Origin of the sequence: Bacillus sp. AY18-3, assembly GCF_008042305.1 — a bacterium.
Classification (GTDB): domain Bacteria; phylum Bacillota; class Bacilli; order Bacillales; family Bacillaceae_G; genus Bacillus_A; species Bacillus_A wiedmannii.
In genome coordinates this window covers 25935-52252 of sequence record NZ_QKQR01000004.1, presented here as the reverse complement: position 1 = coordinate 52252, position 26318 = coordinate 25935, and the positions used below count along the sequence as shown (strand labels likewise).

The 26318-nt window shown below is 35.1% G+C and carries 29 protein-coding genes and 1 pseudogene; 9 read left to right on the top strand and 21 right to left on the bottom strand.

The window, feature by feature from the left end; translation table 11 throughout:
* Nucleotides 1–343: 343 nt before the first annotated feature.
* The 6 genes from DM800_RS02930 to hutP form a co-directional block, all read right to left on the bottom strand.
* Nucleotides 344–805, bottom strand: a complete 462-nt coding sequence (locus DM800_RS02930; protein ID WP_170771247.1) for a CarD family transcriptional regulator — start codon at nt 803–805, stop codon at nt 344–346.
* Between the two features lie 281 nt (nt 806–1086).
* Entirely contained in the window at nt 1087–2058 is a 972-nt protein-coding gene (gene hutG / locus DM800_RS02925) for a formimidoylglutamase (RefSeq protein ID WP_088122894.1), read from the bottom strand.
* The gene (gene hutI / locus DM800_RS02920) at nt 2037–3308 is read right to left on the bottom strand and encodes an imidazolonepropionase (RefSeq protein WP_075312265.1); all 1272 of its coding nucleotides are present in this window, start codon (nt 3306–3308) and stop codon (nt 2037–2039) included. Before hutI ends, hutG begins: the two co-directional genes overlap by 22 nt.
* Before the next feature lie 12 nt (nt 3309–3320).
* Nucleotides 3321–4979, bottom strand: coding sequence for a urocanate hydratase (gene hutU / locus DM800_RS02915; protein WP_000416700.1), 1659 nt, complete (start codon nt 4977–4979; stop codon nt 3321–3323).
* A 23-nt stretch (nt 4980–5002) separates the two neighbouring features.
* The gene (gene hutH / locus DM800_RS02910) at nt 5003–6520 is read right to left on the bottom strand and encodes a histidine ammonia-lyase (RefSeq protein WP_147786365.1); all 1518 of its coding nucleotides are present in this window, start codon (nt 6518–6520) and stop codon (nt 5003–5005) included.
* 103 nt (nt 6521–6623) lie between these two features.
* The gene (hutP, locus tag DM800_RS02905) at nt 6624–7064 is read right to left on the bottom strand and encodes a hut operon transcriptional regulator HutP (protein ID WP_000926520.1); all 441 of its coding nucleotides are present in this window, start codon (nt 7062–7064) and stop codon (nt 6624–6626) included.
* Nucleotides 7065–7258: 194 nt separating this feature from the next.
* Here hutP and DM800_RS02900 point away from each other — a divergent pair, with 194 nt between their 5' ends.
* Complete coding sequence (locus DM800_RS02900) at nt 7259–8206, top strand: class I SAM-dependent methyltransferase (protein WP_147786364.1); 948 nt, start codon at nt 7259–7261, stop codon at nt 8204–8206.
* Nucleotides 8207–8219: 13 nt separating this feature from the next.
* On the opposite strand, the gene DM800_RS02895 is transcribed toward DM800_RS02900, so the two are convergent.
* Both DM800_RS02895 and DM800_RS02890 read right to left on the bottom strand, forming a co-directional pair.
* On the bottom strand, nt 8220–8792 hold the full coding sequence (locus tag DM800_RS02895; RefSeq protein WP_088122896.1) for a DJ-1/PfpI family protein: 573 nt from the start codon (nt 8790–8792) through the stop codon (nt 8220–8222).
* Nucleotides 8789–9376, bottom strand: a complete 588-nt coding sequence (locus DM800_RS02890; RefSeq protein WP_147786363.1) for an AAA family ATPase — start codon at nt 9374–9376, stop codon at nt 8789–8791. The genes DM800_RS02895 and DM800_RS02890 overlap by 4 nt, the downstream gene beginning before the upstream one ends.
* A gap of 244 nt (nt 9377–9620) precedes the next feature.
* Between DM800_RS02890 and DM800_RS02880 the strand changes: the two genes are divergently transcribed.
* Both DM800_RS02880 and DM800_RS02875 read left to right on the top strand, forming a co-directional pair.
* Nucleotides 9621–9917, top strand: coding sequence for a hypothetical protein (locus DM800_RS02880; protein WP_044443662.1), 297 nt, complete (start codon nt 9621–9623; stop codon nt 9915–9917).
* A 109-nt stretch (nt 9918–10026) separates the two neighbouring features.
* Nucleotides 10027–10458, top strand: a complete 432-nt coding sequence (locus tag DM800_RS02875) for a DUF2621 domain-containing protein (RefSeq protein ID WP_002142746.1) — start codon at nt 10027–10029, stop codon at nt 10456–10458.
* 551 nt (nt 10459–11009) lie between these two features.
* Here DM800_RS02875 and DM800_RS02870 read toward each other — a convergent pair.
* The 3 genes from DM800_RS02870 to DM800_RS29870 form a co-directional block, all read right to left on the bottom strand.
* Nucleotides 11010–11516: a CcdC family protein gene (locus DM800_RS02870; RefSeq protein ID WP_001028637.1), complete on the bottom strand. Its 507-nt coding sequence runs from the start codon at nt 11514–11516 to the stop codon at nt 11010–11012.
* 90 nt (nt 11517–11606) lie between these two features.
* Nucleotides 11607–12314, bottom strand: a complete 708-nt coding sequence (ccdA, locus tag DM800_RS02865) for a cytochrome c-type biogenesis protein CcdA (RefSeq protein WP_147786362.1) — start codon at nt 12312–12314, stop codon at nt 11607–11609.
* A gap of 16 nt (nt 12315–12330) precedes the next feature.
* Nucleotides 12331–12468, bottom strand: coding sequence for a peptidase T (locus DM800_RS29870; RefSeq protein WP_079999649.1), 138 nt, complete (start codon nt 12466–12468; stop codon nt 12331–12333).
* A 331-nt stretch (nt 12469–12799) separates the two neighbouring features.
* Here DM800_RS29870 and DM800_RS02855 point away from each other — a divergent pair, with 331 nt between their 5' ends.
* Together DM800_RS02855 and DM800_RS02850 are read left to right on the top strand one after the other, a co-directional pair.
* Entirely contained in the window at nt 12800–13708 is a 909-nt protein-coding gene (locus DM800_RS02855) for an EamA family transporter (RefSeq protein WP_087982059.1), read from the top strand.
* A gap of 88 nt (nt 13709–13796) precedes the next feature.
* The gene (locus tag DM800_RS02850; protein WP_147786361.1) at nt 13797–14942 is read left to right on the top strand and encodes a M20 peptidase aminoacylase family protein; all 1146 of its coding nucleotides are present in this window, start codon (nt 13797–13799) and stop codon (nt 14940–14942) included.
* A gap of 38 nt (nt 14943–14980) precedes the next feature.
* Here the strand turns inward: DM800_RS02850 and DM800_RS02845 are convergent, their stop codons facing one another.
* From DM800_RS02845 to DM800_RS02835, 3 genes are all read right to left on the bottom strand, one after another.
* Nucleotides 14981–15925: an ABC transporter permease gene (locus DM800_RS02845; RefSeq protein ID WP_147786360.1), complete on the bottom strand. Its 945-nt coding sequence runs from the start codon at nt 15923–15925 to the stop codon at nt 14981–14983.
* Nucleotides 15918–16829 (bottom strand): ABC transporter ATP-binding protein, encoded by a 912-nt coding sequence (locus tag DM800_RS02840; protein WP_000180637.1) that lies wholly within the window; start codon nt 16827–16829, stop codon nt 15918–15920. Before DM800_RS02840 ends, DM800_RS02845 begins: the two co-directional genes overlap by 8 nt.
* A gap of 108 nt (nt 16830–16937) precedes the next feature.
* Nucleotides 16938–17495 carry an ABC transporter permease gene (locus tag DM800_RS02835; protein ID WP_088064220.1) on the bottom strand — a complete coding sequence of 186 codons (558 nt, stop codon included), beginning with the start codon at nt 17493–17495 and terminating at the stop codon, nt 16938–16940.
* A gap of 174 nt (nt 17496–17669) precedes the next feature.
* Between DM800_RS02835 and DM800_RS02830 the strand changes: the two are divergent.
* Nucleotides 17670–18270: pseudogene (locus tag DM800_RS02830) on the top strand (histidine kinase).
* A 63-nt stretch (nt 18271–18333) separates the two neighbouring features.
* On the opposite strand, the gene alsR reads toward DM800_RS02830, so the two are convergent.
* Nucleotides 18334–19239 (bottom strand): acetoin biosynthesis transcriptional regulator AlsR, encoded by a 906-nt coding sequence (gene alsR, locus DM800_RS02825; RefSeq protein WP_000423221.1) that lies wholly within the window; start codon nt 19237–19239, stop codon nt 18334–18336.
* Between the two features lie 151 nt (nt 19240–19390).
* Between alsR and DM800_RS02820 the strand changes: the two genes are divergently transcribed.
* Together DM800_RS02820 and DM800_RS02815 are read left to right on the top strand one after the other, a co-directional pair.
* Entirely contained in the window at nt 19391–19756 is a 366-nt protein-coding gene (locus DM800_RS02820) for a CidA/LrgA family holin-like protein (RefSeq protein ID WP_087982047.1), read from the top strand.
* Nucleotides 19753–20430: an LrgB family protein gene (locus tag DM800_RS02815; RefSeq protein ID WP_147786359.1), complete on the top strand. Its 678-nt coding sequence runs from the start codon at nt 19753–19755 to the stop codon at nt 20428–20430. Before DM800_RS02820 ends, DM800_RS02815 begins: the two co-directional genes overlap by 4 nt.
* A 12-nt stretch (nt 20431–20442) precedes the next feature.
* Here DM800_RS02815 and DM800_RS02810 read toward each other — a convergent pair whose 3' ends face one another.
* A complete protein-coding gene (locus tag DM800_RS02810) occupies nt 20443–20856 on the bottom strand; it encodes an NUDIX hydrolase (protein ID WP_000442959.1) in 414 nt (137 codons plus the stop codon).
* Between the two features lie 141 nt (nt 20857–20997).
* On the opposite strand from DM800_RS02810, the gene DM800_RS02805 reads away from it, so the two are divergent.
* Nucleotides 20998–21204 carry a DUF3903 domain-containing protein gene (locus DM800_RS02805; RefSeq protein WP_000624203.1) on the top strand — a complete coding sequence of 69 codons (207 nt, stop codon included), beginning with the start codon at nt 20998–21000 and terminating at the stop codon, nt 21202–21204.
* Between the two features lie 309 nt (nt 21205–21513).
* Here DM800_RS02805 and DM800_RS02800 read toward each other — a convergent pair whose 3' ends face one another.
* The 5 genes from DM800_RS02800 to DM800_RS02780 all read right to left on the bottom strand — a co-directional run bounded on the left by DM800_RS02800 (nt 21514) and on the right by DM800_RS02780 (nt 26260).
* Nucleotides 21514–22269: a sulfite exporter TauE/SafE family protein gene (locus tag DM800_RS02800; RefSeq protein ID WP_147786358.1), complete on the bottom strand. Its 756-nt coding sequence runs from the start codon at nt 22267–22269 to the stop codon at nt 21514–21516.
* Nucleotides 22270–22367: 98 nt separating this feature from the next.
* Complete coding sequence (locus DM800_RS02795) at nt 22368–22514, bottom strand: BC1881 family protein (RefSeq protein WP_000644411.1); 147 nt, start codon at nt 22512–22514, stop codon at nt 22368–22370.
* Nucleotides 22515–22726: 212 nt separating this feature from the next.
* Entirely contained in the window at nt 22727–24454 is a 1728-nt protein-coding gene (locus DM800_RS02790; RefSeq protein WP_147786357.1) for an S-layer homology domain-containing protein, read from the bottom strand.
* A gap of 213 nt (nt 24455–24667) precedes the next feature.
* Nucleotides 24668–25234 (bottom strand): hypothetical protein, encoded by a 567-nt coding sequence (locus DM800_RS02785; RefSeq protein WP_087982038.1) that lies wholly within the window; start codon nt 25232–25234, stop codon nt 24668–24670.
* Between the two features lie 6 nt (nt 25235–25240).
* Nucleotides 25241–26260, bottom strand: a complete 1020-nt coding sequence (locus tag DM800_RS02780; protein ID WP_147786356.1) for a nuclease-related domain-containing protein — start codon at nt 26258–26260, stop codon at nt 25241–25243.
* Nucleotides 26261–26318: the final 58 nt, after the last annotated feature.

Sequence of the window (26318 nt, the reverse complement as noted above, 5' to 3'; positions counted from 1 at the left end):
AGTGAGAATGGTTCAGTATTCTTCTAAAAATAATAACTTATAAACCTAAAACAATGAAAGCCCTACCTCTCTTTCATCCTTACGGCTCCTCGTCCGTGCCAGTGTGAATCAGGATTGCAAAAATCAAGTAACTATTCTATCGAAGTGTTTAATTAAACTTCGAATATTCGTAAAGAATTTAAAAAATAAAAATGGATTTGATTGTAGTAATAACAAAAGAGGTTAATGCTCTAAAAGTGGTTTGAAAGAATTGAATGTCTTTGAAATGATTAATTCTCTATAATTATGTTCCCAAAAAATTCAAAACCTTTTTTGGGATCTAATACATTATTTGTAATGAATCTTAACAAAAGCTTTTTATTTGACTTTCTGTGATACCTTCAATTAATCCCAGTTCACTAATCAAAAATTCGTGTGCGTTATCTAACATTTTCTTTTCGCTTGCATTAAGTGCTTTTTCTTTCTGCATACGTAATAAATCACGTACAACTTCAGCACCTTCTTGTATTTTACCCGTCTTTATTTTATCAGTGTTCAATTTATACCTTTGTTTCCACGTAAGTAATCTATCAGATTCTCCATGTTGAAAAATATCCAATATGTGTGCTATTGCCGTTATATCCGTGACTGGTCGTATATTTGAGCTCAATATTCTCCCTGCCGGAATCATTACTTCCATATTACTACCCGACATTTTTATAACATAATATTGTTGTTTTTCTCCTGTGATTTCCTTCTCTTCTATGGCTTTAATTATACCTGCTCCCTGCATTGGATAAACAATGTTATCGCCAATTTGAAACAAATAATCCACCTCCATATATGGTAACCTTCTCAATCTTAACACACAATCAATTTTTTAGCAAAATTTTTATTTTATCATAAAATTATTTTTAATGTCAATCCTTTCGAACTAAGAAAATAATTTCGTAAAATATCATTAAAAACCCGCAATCTTATTAACTTTTCCGCACATATATACATTCTAATTTCACCTTCTCTTTTTACATAAAAACACATTACTACATATAAATAGTAATGTGTTTTTTATACGGAATCGTTAAACATTCCCTATTAATTTCACGCCTATACACTTACCTGCTTACGTACTGTCTCTCTCGCTAAAAGAAAACTCATAATCACTTGCGCAGCTACTCGACTCGTCATATCTCTGAAATCAAGGGTTGGATCAATTTCTACTATATCCATCCCTTGAACGAGCGGTTCTTTACCAAGAAATTCAATCGCATCAAGTAAAGTCGTACTATCCATACCGCCAGGACCAATTGCTGGACAACCTGGTGCAAATGCTTGATCTAGTACATCCATATCAAGAGAAATGTAAATAGAAGTCACGCCTTGCTTTCTTAATACTTCAATACTTTCTGTGATAATATCTTTGATTTGTCGCTCTCGTACATCTTTCATTGTATACACTGTCACGCCATGTTCTTTTGCATATTCATGGTACGCTCGTGCATTTGAAAAATTACGAATTCCGATTTGAACGAGTTGTTTTCCTGTAATGACATCATTTTCTAGTAAACTACGGAACGGTGTCCCATTTGATGGGCCACCATCATCTAAATTACGTAAATCATGATGGGCATCAAATTGAATAACGCCGACCTTCCCTTTACTATTTGCAAACCCTGTTATACTCGGAAAACTAATCGAATGGTCACCACCAAGAACGATTGGTATCATGTTCGGATTTACTTTCGTTACATGACCAACTGTTTTCGCAATTCGCTTATGACTTTCTTTTATATCCGTCACATGCATCGTAATATCGCCGCAATCATATAAGACACTTTCTTTCATATCATGTTCTTCTGTAATTGCGTACGTGCTATATGCATCTAACATTGCACGAATTGTTTTTGGTGCAAAACTTGCTCCTGAATGACTAATAGATGGTTTAGAAAGGGGTGCTCCAATTAAGGCAGCACCGAATATTTCCAAGCCTTCCTCCCAATCTTTAATCATCTCACTCCATTTCGTCACTTCACGATCGATAAACTTTGCATTTTTCTTTAAATAGTGGCCGTGCTCCACGATTGTTCACCTCTTGTATATGCGATATTACCATTTTTCCATACTGTATTTACATGACTTACGCCGTAATGATACGGTACGTAAGCATAATTGTAAGCATCCCATAGAACTAAATCTGCCTTGCGACCAACTCTAATTTTCCCAGCTACATCGCCACGATTAATTGCGTAAGAAGAGTTAACTGTTACTGCATTCCAAACTTCTTCTGGTGTCATTTTCAGCTTGAGCATTGCAATGCTCATAATAAGCTGAATGTTCTCAGTTGGACAACTACCTGGGTTAAAGTCTGTAGCCAAAGCAACTGCAACACCTTCATCAATCATTTTACGTCCACGAGCAAAGCTTTCTTTATTTAAATAGAAAGTTGTTCCTGGTAATAAAGTCGCTACTGTATTAGAGTTTGCAAGCATTTCAATTCCTTTATCAGAAGCGCCAACTAAATGGTCCGCTGATGCTGCACCAATTTCAGCCGCTGCTTCCGCGCCACCAAGAGGGTCAATTTCATCTGCATGAATTTTCACATCAAACCCAAGCTCTTTCGCTTTTAATAAAAACTCTTTTGACTCTTCAACAGAGAACACACCTGTTTCACAGAAAATATCAACGAATTCAGCTAATTGCTTCTCTTTCATTTCTGGTAGTAGGTCTAACATCCATTGTAAAAATTCTTTTGATCTACCTTTATACTCTTTCGGAACTGCATGAGCACCTAAAAATGTGGAAACTAAATCAATCGAGTGCTCTTTTTGTAATTGTGCAGTTGCCTCTAATTGTTTCCATTCCGTCTCATCATCTAATCCGTAACCACTCTTCGCTTCTACAGTTGTAACTCCGAAAGATAGCATACGGTCTAAATGGAATTTCGCTTTTTGAACAAGTTCTTCTTTCGACGCCTTTTTCGTTGCATTTACAGTTGAAAGAATACCTCCGCCTTTTTCTAAAATTTCTAAGTACGGAACTCCTTGTAATTTTAGTGCGATTTCATTTTCACGAGATCCACCAAATACAAGGTGAGTATGCGGATCAACAAGACCAGGAGAAACCATTTTCCCGCCGCAATCAATAACTTCTTTCGCTTGTAATCCTTTAGCTTCTTCCACTGTTCCAACGAAAGTAATTACGCCGTTTTCAATTCCAACCACACCATTTTCGATAACAGGAAGCGTGTTCATCGCTTCCCGTCTTAACAAGCCATCTTCTTGATCCATTGTTAGTAATTGACCGATATTTATTAGTAAAGTGTCCAGCATGTTTTCTCCTCCTTATTTCATCATCGGAATGTTAACGCCTTTTTCTTTCGCAGTTTCTACAGCTAAGTCATATCCTGCATCAACGTGACGAACAACACCCATACCAGGGTCAGAAGTTAATACGCGCTCAATACGTTTTGCTGCTGCTTCTGTTCCATCTGCAACGATAACCATTCCAGCGTGAAGTGAATAACCCATACCAACGCCACCACCGTGGTGAACAGATACCCAGCTCGCACCGTTTACACTATTAATTAATGCATTTAAAATTGGCCAGTCTGCTACTGCATCACTACCGTCTTTCATCGCTTCTGTTTCACGGTTTGGAGATGCTACTGATCCGCAATCTAAATGGTCACGACCGATAACGATTGGTGCTGATAATTCACCATTTGCCACCATTTCATTAATAATGCGACCAAATTTCGCGCGCTCACCGTAACCTAACCAACAAATACGAGATGGAAGACCTTGGAACTCAACTTGCTGACGAGCCATACGAATCCAGTTACATAAATGCTCATTATCCGCAAACTCACGTAATATTACTTCGTCTGTTTTATAAATATCTTCTGGATCACCAGAAAGTGCTACCCAGCGGAATGGTCCTTTTCCTTCGCAGAATAATGGACGAATAAATGCTGGAACGAATCCTGGGAAATCGAATGCATTTTTCAAACCTTCATCGAAAGCAACTTGGCGAATGTTATTTCCGTAATCAAATGTAATTGCGCCTTTTTCTTGCATAGCAAGCATTGCTTCTACATGTTTTGTCATGCTTTCTTTTGATAATTGTACGTAACGTTCTGGATCTTCTTCACGAAGTTTCGCTGCTTCTTCTAATGTGAAACCTACTGGAATATAACCGTTTAATGGATCATGAGCAGATGTTTGATCCGTAACTAAATCTGGCGTAATATTGCGCTTCACTAGTTCTGGTAAAATCTCTGCCGCATTTCCTAATAAACCAATTGAAATTGGTTCTTTCTTCTCTTTATACTCGTTCGCAACCGTTAATGCTTCTTCTAATGATTCTGTATACATATCACAGTATCTCTTTTCAATACGACGATCGATGCTGCGCTTATCAACATCAATAGCAATGACAACACCGCCGTTCATCGTTACAGCAAGAGGTTGTGCACCACCCATACCACCTAAGCCAGCAGTAAGTGTTAATGTACCTTTTAATGAACCATCGAAATGTTGACGTGCCGCTTCGCCAAACGTTTCATATGTTCCTTGTAAAATACCTTGTGTTCCAATGTAAATCCAGCTACCTGCTGTCATTTGTCCGTACATCATAAGACCTTTTTTCTCTAGTTCACGGAAGTGATCCCAGTTCGCCCATTTTGGTACTAAGTTTGAGTTCGCTAAAAGAACGCGAGGTGCATCTTCATGCGATTTAAAGATTGCAACTGGTTTTCCTGATTGAACAAGTAATGTTTCATCGCTTTCTAACGTTTTTAATGAATCTACAATCGCATGGTAGCTTTCCCAGTTACGAGCTGCACGGCCAATTCCGCCATATACAACTAATTCTTCTGGTTTTTCAGCAACTTCAGGATCTAAATTGTTCATTAACATACGAAGTGCAGCTTCTTGAACCCACCCTTTCGTTTGTAATTCAGTACCTCTTGGCGCACGAATTGTTTGTTTAACTTTTTCCATTTCAATCTCTCCCTTTTCTCATTTTATAGTGCCGCGTTTACATCTAATCTTTCTTTTATCGAATAATTCGTTTTTAACCAGTGCGTAATATTTTCAATATCCGTTGAGAATATGCGATCATTTGTAATAGAAGGTACTTGTTGACGGCCTTGATGGTAGAAGCTCTTCGTCACTGTACTCATGTTTTCAATACCGCGATATTCTGCTGCTTGCATCGCACAAATCATCTCAATTGAAAGAACACGTCTTACATTTTGAATAATTTGATGTGCATGGCGTGAAGCGATTGTTCCCATACTTACGTGATCTTCTTGGTTAGCTGATGACGGGATTGAATCAACACTCGCTGGATGTGCTAACGTTTTATTTTCAGAAACAAGTGACGCTGCAGCGTATTGCATAATCATTGCACCAGACTGAAGTCCTGGTTCTGGACTTAAAAATGGAGGTAAATCATTTAATTGCGGATTTACTAAACGCTCGATACGACGCTCTGAAATATTTGCAAGTTCCGCCATTCCTACTTTTAAGAAGTCCATCGCAAACGCAATCGGTTGACCATGGAAATTCCCACCCGAAATTACTTTTTCTCCGCCATCAAAGATTAGCGGATTATCTGTTGCTGCATTCATTTCAATTTCTAATTTTTCTTTCACATAATTTAAAACTTGCCAAGAAGCACCGTGTACTTGCGGGATACAACGAAGTGAATATGCATCCTGTACTCGTAGTTCTCCTTGTTTTGTTGTTAATTTACTATCATGAAGGATGTCACGAATTCTGCTCGCTACTTCCACTTGCTCTTTATAACCACGTGCTTTATGAACATTTTCATCAAATGCATCAATAATGCCTTGTAATCCTTCAATTGTCATCGAAGCAATGAATTCAGCTTGATACGCCATTGCTTCTGCTTCTATATAAGAAAGAACTCCTTGCGCTGTCATCGCCTGCGTACCATTGATTAATGCAAGCCCTTCTTTCGCTTCAAGTTCAATCGGTTCAAGCCCTTCTTCTGTAAGAGCAACCATCGCATGAACGCGTTTACCCTTATAGAACACTTCACCTTCGCCTAATAATACAAGCGCAAGATGAGATAAAGGTGCTAAATCGCCACTCGCACCAAGTGACCCTTGTTGCGGAACGACTGGGTGAATTTTACGATTTACAAACTCAAGAAGCATATTTACAACAAGTGGTCTAACACCAGATACTCCTTTAAGCATCGTGTTCGCTCGTAAAATTAACATACCGCGTGATACTTCTTCAGGGAATGGATCACCTATACCGCATGCATGTGACTGAATTAAATTGTGTTGAAGTGCCTTTACATCATCTTTTTGAATAAGCACATCACTGAACTTTCCAAATCCAGTTGTAATACCGTAAACGACTTTTCCGTCCTCTACAATTTTCTCAACAACTTCGCGGCACTCCGCCACCTTTTGCATACTATTTGGACAAGCTGTTACACCTTCCCCTTCAAGTAACAACCTCTTCATTTCTTCAATTGTCAATGTGTATCCTGTTAACGTAATCATTCTTTTTCCTCCTTAAAAAGGCAAAAGGGGACCTTATCTTTTTAAGACAGACTTCTGTCCTAAAAAAGTAAGGCCCCCTTCTAACTAATAGACTATGGGCAAATCATATGTGATTAATTCCTAAACCAATCGCCTCATGCTCAGATCCTTTTACAGGTGCACCAATCGTTCCATATAATGCAACAGCAACCCATTCGCCTTCTTTTTTTCCGTCGTATGGTCTACCGCGCACAATTGCAAAGCGAAGTCCTACTGTACGAAGAACGTCTGCTAACTGAATTTGACCTCTCGTCACTCCGTACAAAGCTTCCATAATTGCATGATAAAGTGCATGTGTTTCTCTGTAAACATCTGTTTCAATAACTTGGGTGCTCTTAGCCGCTGTTTCCATTGCTGCTACAACTTTTTGCGAATTCATCGAACCCACTTTCCCCGTACAATACTTCCAACCTTTTGGAATAGATAATACAGGGCTTTCATTCTCATCCGCAAGTGCCAACAACATGGCCATACGACCAATTCGATGTGTTCCTTGAAGAAGCATGTGACTCTCTCATTTCTTTTAATTATTTGAATATTTCTTAATTTAAGAATATATGAAAACGGTTAAATCGTCAATAGTTTAAACTCACATTCGAACAATTTTTTCATCCCCTCCATTTGTGTACACAAATTATTTACACGAATTTTTCAGGCGTGCTATAGTCTCACTAACAGATGCAAAGGGGCGATATTTCAATGACGAAGCGAAAAGATATTCATTTTCGAATTGAAGAAAAATTACTTGAAAGGTTTGAATCTGCACTCCATTACGAAGGTTTAAAGAAAACCGAAGTATTAACACACGCGATTCAGCAATTTTGTACGAAAGTGGAATGCGAAAAGATGAATGATGTAAAACGCCAATACAACGTAAGCAACCATTTACAAACACGTATCGATACGCATAAACATTACGAAGAAAAACAAGTAAATTTAGATGAACTCGTCATGGAACATTTACAACTTCAAGGAGAAGAAAAAATATTAGAGGTTGGGTGTGCTAATGGAAATTTTCTTTCCCTTTTACAAACTAACGGTCATAAAGGCCAACTAACCGGTTTTGATCAATCAAAAACGATGCTTTCTGAAGCTGCAATAAAGAATAGCATAATTGAATGGAAACTAGGTGATGCTGGTAAACTCCCTTTTGAAGCTAATTGCTATGACTGGGTCATCGCAAGACATATGTTATATCACATGAAAGATGTCGAAAAAACAGTTCAAGGATTCCATAAAGTAATTCGTCCCGGAGGCTCACTTTTAGCTACAACAAATTCTGACGTTACATTACCTCATATAGTTGAAATGTGTAACCGCATGTTAGACGCATTTGATTTACCGAAAACAACATCATCAGTCACTCCATTTTGTTTAGAAAATGGTAAAGAGATATTACAGTCTGTTTTTCCAACTGTTGAAGAAACAGTTATTCATAATGCTCTCGTTTTTCATCATGCTACTCCGATTGTAAGCTATATTTCTAGCATGTTTCCATCGCTAAATATACCTGATAGTACATATCTTCACGCCGAAATGAAGGAATGGCTAAAAAAAGAAGTAGAAAATGAATTGTCACTTCATAACGGTATATGGCGCGACCCGAAAACGTTAGCCATTTATCGATGTCAAAAAGAAAAAAGCTAGCAAATGCTAGCTTTTATACATTCTCATGTAAAAGTTTGTCCATCATCATATTGCCCTTTCCGCCATAAAAATTTATATTATGTTCGTTCGCTACTCCAAAATAAGAAGCAACTGCTATTCCGAATGGTACGAAAGCATGTCCTTGTGCAGTAATAATATTTGAGTGTTGTACAACTTCTTTATATACAAAATTTTCTACTGGAAAACAATCTAACTTTTGATAATCTATAGTCGCTGTATAAGAAATCCCTTTAAATAAACCTGCTCTTGCTAACGCATACGGTCCAGCACAAATCGCAGCTACTAATTTTTCTTTTTCAGAAAATTGGCGAATGACTGAAAAGAGAATATCTGCGTCTTTCATATGTACTTCGTCTCCCCCTGGAATGATAATCCCCTCATATTCATCTACACGCACTTCACTTAATTCTATATGCGGTTGTACTTGCAAGCCTGTTTCACTTATAATCAACCCTTTTGTTAATCCCGCAGTAATGATTTCATATTTCTTTTTCAGCAATGCTGTTGCTACTGTAATTTCAAACTCCGCAAATGTTGGGTATACGAATAATAATATTTTTTTCATAGTCCTTTCTCCTTTAACCAGCCCATAAAATATGCTTCTAACTCATCCACTGTTAATGTATTCGTGTCCACATAAGTTACAGGAAATTGTTTATACCATTCTTTTTCAGTTTCTACTAATTTAAATTGTTCTTCGAATGTACTTCGATTTCTTGCCCCGTCATTATTTTTTCTATCATATAAATTTTCTTTCGAAACATCTAAATAAAAAATTGCATCCGAACAGCATTCTCTTAATTTATACAATTCATCTTTTAATTCTGTTTCTATATCCCACTCTTTCCCTATCACTTTCGGATAAAAGAGTGTATAAAATTCAATATCTTCTGGTCCGCGATCAAAAATCACGACTGAATCTTTCAGATTTTGAAACTCCTTTATTTTTGCTTCAATAAACATTTTTTGATTTATAATAAATCCTTCTTTTGAATTCATATCCAAATTTAATTGTTTTCGCTTTTCTACAATTGGATATGGATTTTCATATATAACTGAAAGCCCACATCTCTCTAACCTTTTAGTCAATGTTGTTTTTCCGCTTGCCATCGATCCTTGGAGTGAAATTACATATGCCATTCCTCTCATTCCCTTGCATTTTAGTATATCTATAATATACAGAATTTTAAAAACCATCAACAGAATATATATCATCTTGTTTCTTATTCTTATCTAACTTATAATAAAAATAGAGATTATGACGGACGCATCAATAATGTAAGCTTGGAAATCCAAGCTTACATTATTTTTTGCTTTCCCTTTTCTAATAAAAAGAGTATACTAGTTTAGAACGTATGTTCTTAATGATTACATACAGTAAGGAGATAGAACAATGGTATACGACACAAAAGCAATTTCTTGGAATGAGTCTTTAAAACAACTTCAACGCCGCTATACAAACAAACAAGTTGATCGAAAAGAATTTGAAGATATTGAACTGATGGAATTCTTCCGCGATAACGACTACATTCCTTTACCTACACATATAAGCGGCCTATCAACAACACGTTTTACTTCTTACTCTATTTTCACAACTGAAGATAAAGATCGTAAAGTTGGCACACTCATCATTGAATATGTAGAAAATGACAATGATATTTTATGTGTTGAACAACTATACTTCGTTTAAATCACAACGCTTGGTCAAAATGATCAAGCGTTCTTGCTTTCTATGAATCTCATTGCTTATAATATAAATAAAATACAAAATATTGCTTTCGTTAAAGGAGGGCATACAATTGCTTGAAGGATGGTTTAGTTGGTTTATAGTCGTTTGGACTGTTGTATTATTAGGGCTTATGTCCATTGGTGGATATTTCATGTTCAGAAAATTCCTAAAACGGTTGCCAAAAGAAGACGGTATGTCCATTTTGGATTGGGAAGATCACTATATTAATAAAACAAGACACTTATGGGCTGACGAACAAAAACAATTGTTAGAAGAACTAGTAAGTCCCGTTCCGGAATTATTTCGCGATGTTGCCAAATCAAAAATTGCCGGTAAAATTGGGGAACTTGCAATAAAGGAAAACGCTCCAAAAATTACACAAGATTTAATCATACAAGGATATATCGTTGCCACACCGAAGCGCGATCATAAATTTTTAATTAAGAAACTACAAGAAAAAGAGATTGATTATTCTAACTATAAAACTTTACTTGCAAAGTAAGCCCATTATTCCTTATAAAAAAGATTGCTATTTTATAGCAATCTTTTTTATAAGCTCAACTTACAGTTACTGATTTTGTAGCAATTAATCTCGCTTTCGCTAAATCTATCTGTAACCCTACAGCACTCGTATAAATCGTATCACCAGTACCTGTAATATTTACAGAGGTATATGTTGTATTCGCAGCAATTCATCCTGTTGCATTTATATTTGCAATATTAGATTCGGCTCAAGACACTTAAGCTAAGCGAAATTTCGTCATTAACATTCCACTTTCATGTTGTATCAGTACCATCAAGTGGAGTAATTGTTAATGAAGGAACGTCTCCTATACGATCCAACCTAATCTAACTTAGCCACCAATTACCGGTGATAAAACTTCAAACCAAATAGTATTCCTTATATCGGTCCATTCGTAACGTCAAACTTAAATTGCTTCTTCGATGGTCGACAATTTATACATCACAACTAGAATTGAGGAAGTTACCTTTCAGTGATTAACAAAAAACAACGTCTAATCAGACGTTGTTTCTTTATACATATAACACTCTTTACGTTAACTTCATATCTTTTTCATTATAAAAACCATCTTCTTTTTCCATTTCCTTCTGTAATTTCGTAAAGGAACGGTACATTGCAATTCTCCATGAAACAATCATTGCAAACGCAAGTAAGAAGAACATACCGCTAAGTTGTCCTAAATCAAGAGATTGACTTAAGTATGTTTTAAACACGATACGCACGACAAGTAATCCAATTAATATAAAAACAAATGCTTTTGAACGCTTCAAATAAATCTCTTGTCCTCTAATTTCAAATTTAGATGTTTTAATAAGAAAAATAGAGAAAAACAAACCGACGCCAATTGCTTCTAACATTTCTGCTGGAGTTAATCGAAATTCAGGAAAAACAAACATCAACGCTCCCGTGCTCATAAAAAATGGTGGAAGTATAATTTTTTTCAATGTTGCCGGTTTCTTAGCTGCTTTTAAACGAATAAACATCGCACCAACAGCCATACAAACAGCAACGATACTGGATAAAACAACTATGTTCATATTTTCTCATCCTTTTTTGTGGCTATATGCAAAATATACTTTCATTATATGCTTTTCCGTTAGTATTTCCAACATTTTCACAGAATAATACTAAAAACCGGTAAAACCACCAAATAAACTTGAGAAATATACGATAATTTTCGTCATCCAGTTGAAATATAGGAAGATACCCATGACAATCATAACATATCCTCCAATCTTCATGATTTTCATACTATTTCTTTTAATCCAAGACATTTTCGTAATAAAGAATGATAGTACGAAAAATGGGATAGCAAACCCAAGTATGTATGCTATCATATAAATCATTGCTGATTCTGGATTTGTTGCAGCTAATCCAATTACAGACACTAAAATAGGTCCAGTACATGGTGTCCACCCTGCAGCAAAGGCCAACCCAATTAGAACGGATCCCAAATAGCCACTCGGACGATTTTTAAACGTAAATTTACGGTCTTGCATTAAAAACTTTGGCTTAAACACACCGACAATAATAAGACCGAACACGATGATAAATATACCACCTAACTGTCTAATTAAATCTTTATAATTTGTAAAGATGCCTCCAATAAAACTTGTACCAAATCCAATTGCAATAAATATAATTGAAAATCCAAGTAAGAAAAACGCTGTATGTATCATACTTCTTTTGCGAAGCATTGCATTTTCTTCTTTCAACTCAGAAACCGACATACCTGTTATGTACGATAAAAATGCCGGATAAAGCGGTAAGCAACATGGGGAAATAAATGATAAAAATCCAGCGCCAAACGCTAAAAAAATACTAATATCTTGCATGATTCCACTCCTCTCCTTACATATTGTAGCAAAAACACATAAAAATACTATGAACAATTCGTGAACTCACTTTAACAACGTGATAATAAGAAAAACTACCCTTACAAACAGTTTCTAATAAAACGTTTTCATTTCCTTCTATTATATAGAACAATCTTAATTGGACTAAGAAACTTCTCTAATTGTTATTAACATAACAAAGGTAACATAGTTTCTCAAATGATTAGCACACTATAATGGACTACCCTTCTATATCCCTAAAAAATATTTTTTTCAAATGCTGTCTTTATACAATACGAAGCTGATTTTACAATACTTTTATTATTACTAATTTCAAGATTATGCATAAATATCATACTTTTATTATTATTCTATAAAATGTCACACTTTTCTTTTATTTGACCCTTTATTTTTAATTTTGTATACTTCCCTCTAGTTATATATGTCCGTTAGGAACAATTTCATATAGATGGGAGGAATTTTTCATGCTTCGTTATTCTCTTTTAGTTTTATTAGGAGCGTGTAGTTATGGGATTTTAGCTATTTTCGTTAAACTTGCCTATGCAGAAGGATTTTCACTTGGAGAGGTAATTGGCAGCCAATATTTGTTCGGTTGGATTATTTTGCTTGCTATTACTCTTCTATTTTCTAGACATCGTGTTCCATTAAAACAAGCGTTAATTTTATTCGTTGCAGGTACATCTGCAAGTTTTACTGGAATTTTTTATTATGCTTCATTAAAAACTGTACCAGCATCTATTGCAATTATACTTTTATTCCAATTCGTTTGGGTCGGAATTATTATTGAAGCAGTCGCAACAAAAACATTACCTTCAAGAGAAAAGGTTATTTCCGTTATTTTCTTACTTGCAGGTACATTTTTATCAAGTGGTTTACTAGAAAAATCAGCAGGTGATTTCGATATGACTGGAATCATACTAGGTTTATTATCTGCTGTTACATTCGCAACATACATTTTCGTGAGCGGAAAAGTTGCTGTTGAAGTACCTTCATTACCGCGCGGTGTTCTCTTAATGACTGGCGCTTTAACTTTAGTAATGATCGTATTCCCGCCAACATTTATTTTTAGCGGTGCAATTTCTGAAGGACTTTGGAAATACGGTTTAGGATTAGGAACATTTAGTATCGTCATTCCTTCTATCGCCTTTACAATCGGTATTCCAAAGATCGGTTCTGGCTTAGCGACTATTCTTGGTGCAGCAGAACTACCAGTTACAACAATTATGTCTGTATTCGTTTTAAAAGAAGCGGTGCTATCTTCACAATGGATCGGTGTATCACTTATTTTAATCGGTATTGCAATCCCGCAAATTGCCTATGCAATGCGTGGACGTTATCATAAACATCATACACACAAGAAATTGGCAGCATAAAACGAGAGAGGATTTTCATTTGAGAATCCTCTCTTTTCTTATTGTATAATTAATGTAAATACATTAATTAAGAAAGAAGGCATTATACGTGGCAGCAAATCTAGAGCAATTAACTGAGATGCTAATTTCTATTCGTCGAAATTTACATGAGCATCCAGAATTATCATACGAAGAATTTGAAATGACGAAGACTATAAAAAATTGGTTAGAAGAGAAAAACATTACGATTATAAATTCTAGTTTAGAAACAGGCGTTATTGCTGAAATTTCAGGGAATAATAGCGGACCAATTATAGCAATCCGTGCTGATATTGATGCCCTTCCTATTCAAGAAGAAACACATTTACCGTACGCTTCAAAAATTCCCGGTAAAATGCATGCTTGTGGGCATGATTTTCATACAGCTGCTATTATAGGTGCCGCTTATTTATTAAAAGAAAAAGAATCTTCTCTTAGCGGAACTGTACGCTTTATATTCCAACCAGCTGAAGAAAGTAGCAATGGTGCTCGCAAAGTAATTGAAGCCGGGCATTTACATGGCGTGCAAGCTATTTTCGGTATGCATAATAAACCTGATTTACCAGTAGGTACAATCGGTATTAAAGATGGTCCACTGATGGCCGGGGTCGATCGATTTGAAATTAAAATTCACGGAGTTGGTACACATGCAGCTGTACCTGATGCTGGGGTAGACCCTATTGTCGCGTCCTCTCAAATCGTGATGGCACTCCAAACAATTGTAAGCCGAAATATAAGCTCTTCACATAATGCCGTCGTCAGTGTCACAAACATCCATTCAGGAAATACGTGGAACGTAATTCCTGAAAAAGCAACGCTGGAAGGAACTGTACGTACATTCCAAACTGAAACACGTGAAAAGATTCCTGCACTAATGAAACGTATTATTCAAGGGGTTTCTGATGCATTAGGTGTAAAAACAGAATTTCGTTTTTATGCAGGTCCTCCTGCTGTTCATAACGATACATCTTTAACAAACTTATCCTCTCAAGTTGCTGAAAAAATGAATTTAAATATCATCTCTCCTACCCCGTCAATGGCCGGAGAAGATTTTTCTTTTTATCAACAAGAAATACCTGGTTCATTCGTTTTTATGGGAACGAGTGGTACACATGAATGGCATCATCCAGCTTTTACAGTAGATGAGCAAGCATTACCTATAAGTGCAGAATACTTCGCTTTGTTAGCTGAAAAAGCACTTAAACAATTTGCATAAAAAAGGAGCCGTTAAGAAATACTTAACGGCTCCTTTTTTTAAGTTAAATCGCGTTTTAAAAATACTGTATAGGAAATGCTTAAAAATACAAATAAATATAGTAATAACATACATGAAGCAAACGGGAATGTTACTCCATCAATTAAACTTCCATTCTTTGAAATACTGTATAAATCTGTGTTTGCTGGCAATAAATATTTCGCCCAATCATATCTAGTCGCTGCTAATAATGCAATATTTCCTGATAAAGCAAGAAATAGTGAAATACCAATCGCACCTCCACTAGATCTTGTTAATACAGAAATCATAAATGCAAACGCTGCGTACACAATCGTCGGCAACCACGATAAAATATAATACTTACTAGCTTCCACAAAAATATTTTGTTTTATAATATTTCCATCTTGGAAAATAAGCTCGCTCCATGCAGGCTGTTGGAATTTATAAATAACAAGTCCACATAAAGTGGAGAAAATCATATTAAATATAAACAATAACGCTGCAAATATCACAATTGCTAAAAATTTAGATGTCAAAATTTTAAATCGACTCGCTGGTCGTATCGTTAAAAATTTATATGTTCCCCAGCTATATTCATTCGCAAAAATTGTACTTGCATACACGAGGATAAATGGGAGCAATATTGGAAATACGATAAAACCTGTATCTCTCATGAAAGAAAGCGGAGAACTGCTTGCCGGTGCTGTATCTGTATCTAAATGCTTCATCTTAAGCTGATATTCCTTTACAAGCTCGTCCCCAGATCGTTCTGCTAATATAGCTTCTTTTTTCATACCTAGCTTTTTCTCTATTTCTACAGTTCGTTCTGTATAATCGGCTTTCCATCCTTTTGTTTCCGGTTCTAAATACTTTACCGTAACCCACCCTAATCCAATTATTAATACTGCAATAACTGCAAAGGGAATAATCGTTCGCTTTCGCTTAAATATTTTATACAGTTCGTTATACACTAAATTAAACAATATCTTTTCCCCCTGTTAATTCTAAAAATTGCTCTTCTAACGTTTTTCTTTCTTCATATACACGATACACTTGAATATTTTTCTCAAGCAATATACGAATAACATTTGGGATTTCTTCATCTTTTACATGAATAAGTAGATCATTACCTTTTATTAAAACATCTTGGTCTAACATTTCTGCCGCTTTATTCGCATCATCTACACGTATACGGATTGTCTCCATCTCTTCTCTTTGATTATGCTGAATATTTTGCGTCGCCACATATTCTCCATGCTGAATAATGATAACTCTATCACACATTAATTCAACTTCTGAAAGTAAGTGACTAGATACAAGTACCGCTTTCCCTTGTTCATGTGCAATTTTCTTTATGTACATTCTCATTTCATGTATTCCACTAGGATCTAATCCATTCGTTGGTTCATCTAATATTAATACATCTGGATCGTGAATAAGCGCTTGAGCAATTCCTAAACGTTGTCTCATGCCGAGTGAATATGCTTTTACTTTTCGGTCAATTACTTGTCCCATCCCTAACAATTTCACTACTTCATCGATACGTTCTTCCGTCACGTTACCATTCATTCGTCCGAAATATGTTAAATTTTCATAGCCGCTCAAAAAAGGATAAAATTCCGGTGTCTCAATTACTGCTCCAATTTTCGCAGCAGTACTTTCAAATTGCTGTTTTACAGATTGACCGTCAATCCAAACTTCACCCTCTGTCATACGAATCATGCCGACCATCATTCTCATTAAAGTCGTTTTTCCAGCACCATTTGGTCCGAGCAAGCCAACTACTTCACCCTTTTTAACTTCGAAACTAATATTTTCTACAAGTGTCTTTGAACCGATTCGCTTCGTTAACCGCTCAACCTTTACAATTGATTGTTCATTTGTCATACTATACAACCTTTCCTTCCCATTCTTTGTCAGGTCTTTACACTGTAACATGATTATTTTTATGTGTAAAATAAGAAAAGGCATGATTTCTCATGCCTTTTCCTTAAATTAAAACGAATTTTCATCTTGTAAACTTTGAACAAATCGAAAACATTGCATCATCGATAATAGGACGATCACAATCATAATTATACTAACAACTACTATTGCATATATTGTAATCGGTGCACTATTTATCCCTTGTATTCCTGCTATTTTCATAAAGATAATCGTAAATAATTTCAAAAATAACATCCCATTCACTAATCCAAAAACAAACGCTGCTCCATAAATAAATAATTGCTCCTGACATAATAAACATAGTACGTCATTTCTCTTCCTACTCTCTGCTACATAAGATTTAATTTCCTCTTTCCTCACTTGCAGAAGAGAAAACGTTATTTTATATGTAGTAAAAATACAAATAAAAATGAATACAATAAACAGCATGTAAAAGCTCATTTGAAATAAAAGTGTAGTCTCTAATTTCCCAATAGCTCCTTCATTAAATTGGAGCGATATCATAAAAAATAAAATCATAGTACTCATAGCAACCCACATGAATTGCTTCATCCTTTTGGCAGCAAATGTTCTTATATTTTTTCTCACTAACTGACATAAAGACATATGTTCTTCCCCTACCTTACTTCATACCATACTCATTCTATACTACTAGTGTATAAAAATATGACATTTTAAACATCGCACTACAATCTGAATTTTTTCTAAGTCTTTAGTCCTAGAAAATAAAATGGAAAATAAATCATATTCAGAATATAATTGTAAAAAGGAGGGGGTTGCATGCGCATAAAATTACTATCAATCTTATTTTTATTATTTCTCACAAGTTGTAGCTCACTTAAAAACAATGAGATCGCCATTGTTGAGCCATACAAATTAACAGAAGAGCAATCTTCTATTTTACAAATGACTCCTTTTCAAGAAGGAGACAGCATGTTTTATAACGTTACCCTAAAAAATGAAAAAGATGAAATACATGCTACAATTGATTATTATCAAAATGGTAAAAAAACAAACGTAATTGCGAATATAGCTACCTCCCATTTTCAAAAAAAAGAAAGTAAAGCTTTCTTTTTTACCACCTCAATCCCAACTCGATAAAGATGTACAAGTGCAAAAACATTGGTATGTTAATATTGAAGGTAGTTCCATGCTCGCTCCTGAAGAAGCACCTCCAATCATAAATAGCTCTACCTCTACTACTCTTCAATCTGCTATAAACTTAACATACAATCAAAAGACGACTTTAGCGGCTATAATAAAAACGAATAAAGAAACCGTAAGAATTCCAATGCTTGAGGAAAAAACTGCTATTGACCAACTATTACAAGAAAACGAACATGTTTATCTCTTTAGTATAGAACTAAAAAAAGAACACTAAAGCGGAAATGCAATTATATTGCATTTCCGCTTTAGTGTTTAACGAGGTGTACTTTTTAACAAATTAATTAATCTCATCCTCAACTTCTATTCTTTTCTTCTCTCTTGCAATTTTCAAAAACTCTAAAAGTTCTGGATTAGTATTCATTTTTTTGTACGCTACTGACATTTCTGCAACAAAATTAGAATCACATAACTCTTTATATACGACTTCGGTTTTATACAATTTATTCGCCGATACAGGTATTACCGTAATTCCGATTCCTGCCGCTACAAGTCCCATAACTGTTTGATATTCCGTTGCTTCTTGTACAATGTGTGGACTAAATCCTACGTCGCGGCAAAGTGATAAAATTGTATCGTATAACGCCGGCCATACCGGTCTCGTAATAAATACGAACGGTTCGTCTCTTAAATCTTCAATATGTATTTCATCCTTTTCAGCAAGTGGATGTGCCTTCGGTAAACATAACGTACAAGAAAGCTTTTGAATTGGTTCTAACTCTAGTAATTGCGTTGGAATTGGCGGACGCAAAAAGCCAATATCAATACGGTTATCGTGAAGTGCATGCACCTGATCCGGTGTTGACAGTTCATGTAATGCAACAGACACTCTCGGAAATTTCTTTCTATACTCCCTTACGATAGATGGTAAAATATCATATATCGCCGCACCTACAAAACCAATTGAAAGTGATCCCACTTCTCCCCTTTGGGCACTTTGTGCAACTTCTACTGCTTTATCAATTTGTTCGAACGCTTTTTTTACTTCTTTTAAAAACATTTCTCCAGCTTCTGTTAATTCAACTTTTCTCTTCGTTCTTGAAAATAACATAACTCCCATTTCTTTTTCTAATTGCTGAATTTGTTGACTAAGCGGTGGTTGTGTCATTTGTAAACGAGCAGCTGCTCGTCCAAAGTGTAACTCCTCTGCCACTACAACAAAATATTGCAAATGCCGTAATTCCATTTTGGACACCCTTTTCACTTTCAATTAATACATCTAATATATTAATAACATATAATTTATATATTAGACAAATTTTTCGAATGAACGTATAGTAGAAATTGTTAATTCTTTTTTACAATTTTTATGTAAAAAAAGAAAGAGGTGGTACTGTATGAAATGGTGGAAATTAAGCGGACAAATTTTATTATTATTTTGTTTCGCTTGGACAGGTGAATGGATTGCAAAACAGGCACACCTCCCAGTTCCAGGAAGTATAATCGGTATTTTTTTATTATTAATTTCATTAAAATTTAACCTAGTGAAGAAAGAGTGGGTACAGGACGGAGCAGACTTTTTATTAAAAGAACTTATTTTATTTTTCATTCCTTCTGCAGTCGCTGTCATACGCTACAAAGATACACTATCACAATATGGAATCGATCTCATTTTAATTATTATGATTAGTACACTTTGTGTCACTCTCGCTACAGGACTCCTAACAGAATTGCTACTAAAGCGGAAAGGATCAACACAATGATCTGCTTTCTTTGTTTACTATTAACACTATTCACATATTGGATATCGAAGAAAATGTATCAACGCTGGAATTGGAGCTTACTTTCTCCTCTTCTCGTCTGCCCTATTATTTTAATTGCTTTATTACTCGGACTAGACACACCTTATGAAACATATGAAACAGGTGGTCAATGGTTAACAGAATTATTAAAGCCTGCAACAGTTGCTTTCGCATGGCCAATCTATAAATACTTTGATTTACTCAAGAAACATGGAATAGCTATTTTACTTAATGTCATTGTCGGTTCATTTTTATCAGTTATTACTTCAGCACTACTAGCTAATTATTTTCAAATTGATTCATCGTTAGAACATAGTTTAGCGCCTCATATTGTAACGACACCAATTGCAATGGCCATTTCAGAAATGATCGGTGGTATGTCACAATTAACAGCTGTATTTGTTGTTTTAACTGCGTTAACAGGAGCATTGCTCGGACCTGCTCTCATACGTATATGCCGTATTAAAACAGCGCTCGCAAAAGGCATTATGTTAGGCACTAGCGCAAATGGAACCGGTACATCAAAAGCATTCGAAATCGGCCCTGTAGAAGGAACCATTGCAAGTTTATCTATGCTTTTAACAGCAGGAGCTAGTTTAGTTATCGTTCCGCTTTTCTTATCGTGGATACATTGAAAAAGCAAGTGTTTAAACACTCGCTTTTTTATTTATATATTTATTTAAAACCTCATAATCCTCCGGGAAAGATAGCGTTAATTCCTTCATTTCATCTATCCTCTTCCAAGCAATTTCATGTATTAACTCATCAGGATCTTGGATTTTCATACTACCGCCTATTTTTTTAACGACATAATAATGAACGTATACAGGAACCCCGTATGTAATACCCTCTTTTTCGTATATTTTATTTACAACTTCCACATTGTAACCTGTTTCTTCCCAAACTTCTCGAATACAACATTCTTCTAGTGTCTCTCCCTTTTCAAGCCCTCCACTTGGAACAGACCACCTTTTTTCTTCACCCTTTTGCCCTTGCAACACCATTAAAACTTCATTTTTTTCATTTATACATACTGCTGCACAACCTATCCATCTTTCCATATACATCCCTCCCCTACAAAAATTCACCTTCTTTATCATTTTCTCCTTGAAAAAAGAGGAAAAAAGTAAACTAATGACGAAAAATCACATTAACTTCATAGACAATCCCTTCTTAGAAATTAAAAACGGAAGGATGAAAATATGATTTCTAAATATGTTGTGGAATGTGTCTTTTGTGAAGAAAATCGAAAACCACGCCAAGCTATCGTAACAGTTCCCGCCACTACTCAGCTACTAGCCATTGAAAAAGTGCGTGCGGAATGTAAACGTCGTTTCGGAAAAGCTTTATTATTGCAAACAGAAATTAAAGAAGAAATAACTTTTGAACAAAAAGAAAGCCGACCATAAATTGGTCAGCTTTCTTATCCGATCATATTTTCACATGAAGATTAGGGGCATCCTCTTTAAGGATCGGGATTTTCCCATTATGTACGTTCCATAATGGTCATCGAACAATATATTTCTATGCAATTAATTATTGAATAGAATAGGGCAAAACTTGTTCGCATTTTTAGAAAAGGGATAGGGATATAATTCAAGTAGTACTTCGAATACTCGAACTTTACACTCATTATATTAAAGCAAATCCTTTTATATGGGAAATATGAATTACTTACATAATTCATTCGTAAAACATATTAGTTTGCTATATTATTTTTATTCCATCAATAACATACATCCAGCTACAACTGGTGTCATAATCATTGAAAGCTGCAAAAGCATACGTGGTGCATAATTTGTAAACTTCGCCCCGATATACGCTCCTAACATCGTGCCAATTAATACTTGCAATAACAGTATATAATCTAGGTAGCCTTCTGAACTATATCCTAGCCCACCTCCAATCGCAATCGGCAATATGACAAGCATTGTTGTTCCTACAGATTGCTGGATTGTTAATCCTAATAGAACCATTAATCCAAGTTGAATAAATGGTGCAGAACCAATCCCAAATGAACCAGCCATCATTCCAGTGACTAATCCGAGACATATACATTTCATTATATTGTCTTTCGAAAAATCTTTAATTTCTGCTAAAAGTAGTTCTTTCCTATTTTGAAACTTAATTAATTTAACAAACATAAAAATTGCAGATAAAAATAACATCCCAGCTGTAAACCAATGAAGAAGATGCGGTGGTATAAGTGAACCAAGCTTTGCACCAATATAAGAACCAAGTGCTCCACATCCACCAACAATCCCTCCTATAGTAACTACAACATTTCCTTCACGATAATGACTTATAACCCCAGATAATGTCGTAAATGCCATTGCAGTTAAAGACGTTGCAAGCGCAACATGAATAGGAATGTGGAATACTAAAGTGAGTATTGCGATAATAAAACCAGCTCCCCCTGCTCCAACAAATCCTAATAAAACTCCCATTACTAACATCGTTATAATAATTGCCACAGACTTTCCCTCCAGTAAAGCAATTATCCATCATATTCTTCCTTGTATACAAATAAAAAGCATCCTAGATGGATGCTTTTTATTTCAATAATATGTACTTAATCTTGATTAATCAAAATAACTGCCGGACCAGCAACTACTACTCCAGCTACTTCTATCTTTTCAAATTCCTTTACTGTAATAGATATAACTCCTTCTCTTTCCATTAATTCTTTACTCAGGACATCAGTCGGGATTGCTTTCACCGTCTTACCTCCTTTTCATTTATACAATATGATAAAGTGAAACTTTGAAGTGGGAGTCTTATTGCCCGCAAATAGCGAGATAAAAACAACCCAATGCATCCATATATATGCATCACCTCCGCTTTCATTCCTTATTCCACTCAAAATCCTTCTCTCCCTTCCGTAACATATTGAAAAATAAAAAAGCACTCGCAAAAGCGAGTGCTTTTTCATTATTTACTTTCTATTACTTTTAACATTCTATTAATAAATGCTGCCGATTCTCCACGCGTTGCAGAACCTTTCGGCATAAATTCATTATTTTCATTTCCTTTTACAATACCTAATCCATAAACACGTTGTACAGCTTGTTTATCATATGCTAAATCTTGATCCGAGAATGGTAACGGAACTAAGTTACCTTTAATTTTTTTATATTGCAGTGCACGATCAATCATGATAACAGCTTCATCTCGTTTAATCGTATCATTTGGAGCAAACGTCCCATTTCCTCTACCACTTATTATCCCAGCAGTTGCTGCACGATTAATACCATCTATTAGCGATGGATGTGCTGTATTTAAATCATTAAAATTCGATGATCCTTCAGGTAACTGTAATGATCTTGAAATTAAATTCGCAAATTCGCCACGTGTGACAAGACGCTCTGGCCAATAAGAACCTTTCCCATCCCCAATCATAATGCCTCGTTTATCTAATTCACGAATGTCTGCTTCGTACCAACCACCTGTTATATCATCTTTATGGTTCGCATCATAATAAACCTTTGTTCCTTGTAAGAATGGTTCCCACGCATTATTTTTAATCATAATAGCCGGACAATTCTTTCCACTCCAGAATTGATGTTTCTTCACATTTTCTAAAGGAATATGTAATTCTCCCATTAAATAAGCTGTTAATTTACGAGCATTTTCAACAGCTTTATTATAATCACCATCTTCGTTTACAGCAATTTCAATCGCAATTGATTCTCGATTTCCAGTTCCTTCTGCTCCATCTCCTGCATGCCAAGCATTTTCGTTTAATGGAAGATGTTGATAAATCTCTTTATCGTCTACCGTAAAGTGCCATGACGCTGAACGATCTTCCGTTCCCGTCGCTTGGTTATATAAATATATTGCATGGTTTTTAGCATTTGCCCCAACACTGTAATTATCTGTCTCATGAATCGTAATATACTTCGGCTTCATCGCATAACCGGGACGGATATTTTCATTTCCTTTCGGTACAATCATTTCTTTTAAAGTTACACCATAAATATCCGTTGTTTTCTCTTCTATTGGTGCAGCATACATAACTGCTGCACGTTTTGTACGTGCTGGTGTTGCCTCTTGAATAATTGAAGCTTTTGTTCCTTCAAATTTTGCTGAAGGTGAATAAATCCATTTTATCTCATCATTTATTTTTACTTGGAACCATTCTCCGGCCTGTCCAATTGCTTGAATATTTTGTGGCTCCAATACATTTTCTTCTTTGTATGAAGTAAATGGTTCAGAGTAAGTAGAGGTTACTTCATTAATAACCAACTTTTCACTTAATAAAGGGTGAAATTCTTTAACCTCTACATTCCCCTCACTATTTTCTATCCATCCAGTTCCAGATGAAGTCCGAACATAGTAAGCGTTTCCTTTTCTCTTCTCAGCTTTTACAACTTGATTCGAAATGTGAACCCCTGTCTCTTTTTGAAAATTACTAGAATCATATAAAGGTACTTCTTTCACTATTTGTACAAGAAATTCGCCTTGCACTTCATTTTTTACTCCTGTATCTTCTCCTCGACCATCTTCCTCTTTCATATGGTTTTCAATACTTTTTAAAGCTTGTTCATCAGGTGAAACCGCTACAGTTTTTTCCAACTCATTAGCATAGGAATAATTCGGAATCGTTACCACGCTAAATACAATCGATGCAGCTAAAACATTATAAAATCTTTTTTTCATAATAATACTTAACACGCCATAATTAAATTCGTGTTAATTTCCCCCTCCTCAACCAAAATATAGGACATCTAGTAAACTATTAAACTACATAACCATTTACAATATAACAGACTCATTCCGATTCGTATAGATAGGAATGACTACTATTTGCCTACATTTACTATATTGGAATATAAAAAGAAGCTATAATATATAGCTTCCCTCTACATTTCTTTAACCTCTATGCACCTTATATTCCATAACTCTACCATCTCTATCAAATTGTAAAACAAGCTGTTCACTATCTATTGAAATAAAGCCACGTTCATTTCCAAGATAGTACGAAGTGGTAATCCCTTCTTCTCCATTTCTCGTTTCAGTAGGCGTTCCTAATAATTTTGTGATTTCTTCATTTGACTTCCCTGTTAATTTATATTTTTGCATTAGATCATCTACCATATGTACCCTTTTCTCTTCAGCATGTAACCACCGATCTTGATTAAACTTAGAGGTGTATGTATTCATACTTAATTGCGCAGTGCACACTATCAATAGAATACAACCTACTATCATTACACCTAGCATTTGCTTTTTTTCTGTATTACGATTTACAGAAGTACGTAAGACGAACTTTTGAATTACGACTAATATAGCAAATGGCATGACTACTACAAACATACTTTTTACACTTACTGACATATGAACCACATCAATAACAAACATAAACGCAAGATACATTAGTATATACAAACAAACATAAACATACAAAATACCCCTCAATATGGCACTCAAAAAGCCCACCTCTTTTTAATTTATTTTATAATTCATCCGGCTAATGATTTCTCGAAGTTTTTCTAACTCTTGATCTGTATATATTACTTTCCCTGTTAAGATCTCATTTCTGAAGAACGTTACAATTTGCTCTCTATCTTTTAATCTCGGCGTTTTTTCTTCAGACAGATCTAGCACTTCTTTCCCACTCTCATTATAAAAATACACAATCGGTTTTACTTTTTCCTTTACAATATCAACTTGTATTTCTTTCAAACAATTGTATAGAATATGAGATAGTTTCTTCGCTCTATATACTGGATTCCCTTCATTTTTCACTTGTATCGTTAATGAATCTTCACCTGTAACGCATTCAAATGTCTCTTCTTTCTCTACTTCTTGTTGATACTTGCCAATTTCATCAATCATAAATGAATATATACTAGCATTTTCTTTCGTTAAGCCATGAATTAATTTCCCTGTCCATTCTTTCGTCTCAAGTAGATACATACCCGTTTTACTTAAGACAAGATGATGAATGCGACAATCATTTCCTCCATGCTGATTTCTAATAAAAACATTTGGCATAATATGAAATTCAGTGTCTAGTATTATGCCTTGCTCTACGAAGCCACGCTTCATATAATGTAATGTTTCGTGTGTATTCACTTCAGCTCCATTTTTCGTATACTCTCGCAAATTTGCAATTAACTTTTGAAACATATGAATTTCGTTACTATGTTTTTCTTGCATTTCACTGCGTTCTTTACTATGTTGCACAGCTAATTGATTTTTCATCATACGCATATTTTCAAGTTCTCTAGCTGCACTTATTTGTAAATCATTGTATTTCTTCTGTTCTATATTTTTCAATGTATTTTGTTGTTCTTTATGCTCTGTAACCGTAGCTGCAATTTCAGTTTCATACGTTTCAATTGCTTGTTTCTTTTCAAATTCTACTTGCTGACTCTCTGATTCTAGCTGTTTATTTTTATAGAACAGCACGAATACTACAGCTAATAATAATAAAACCACACCTATTAGCACATAATCCATATCTTTACTCCTTTATTCCATTTTCATTTATTTTTATAAACATCCATTATATTATACT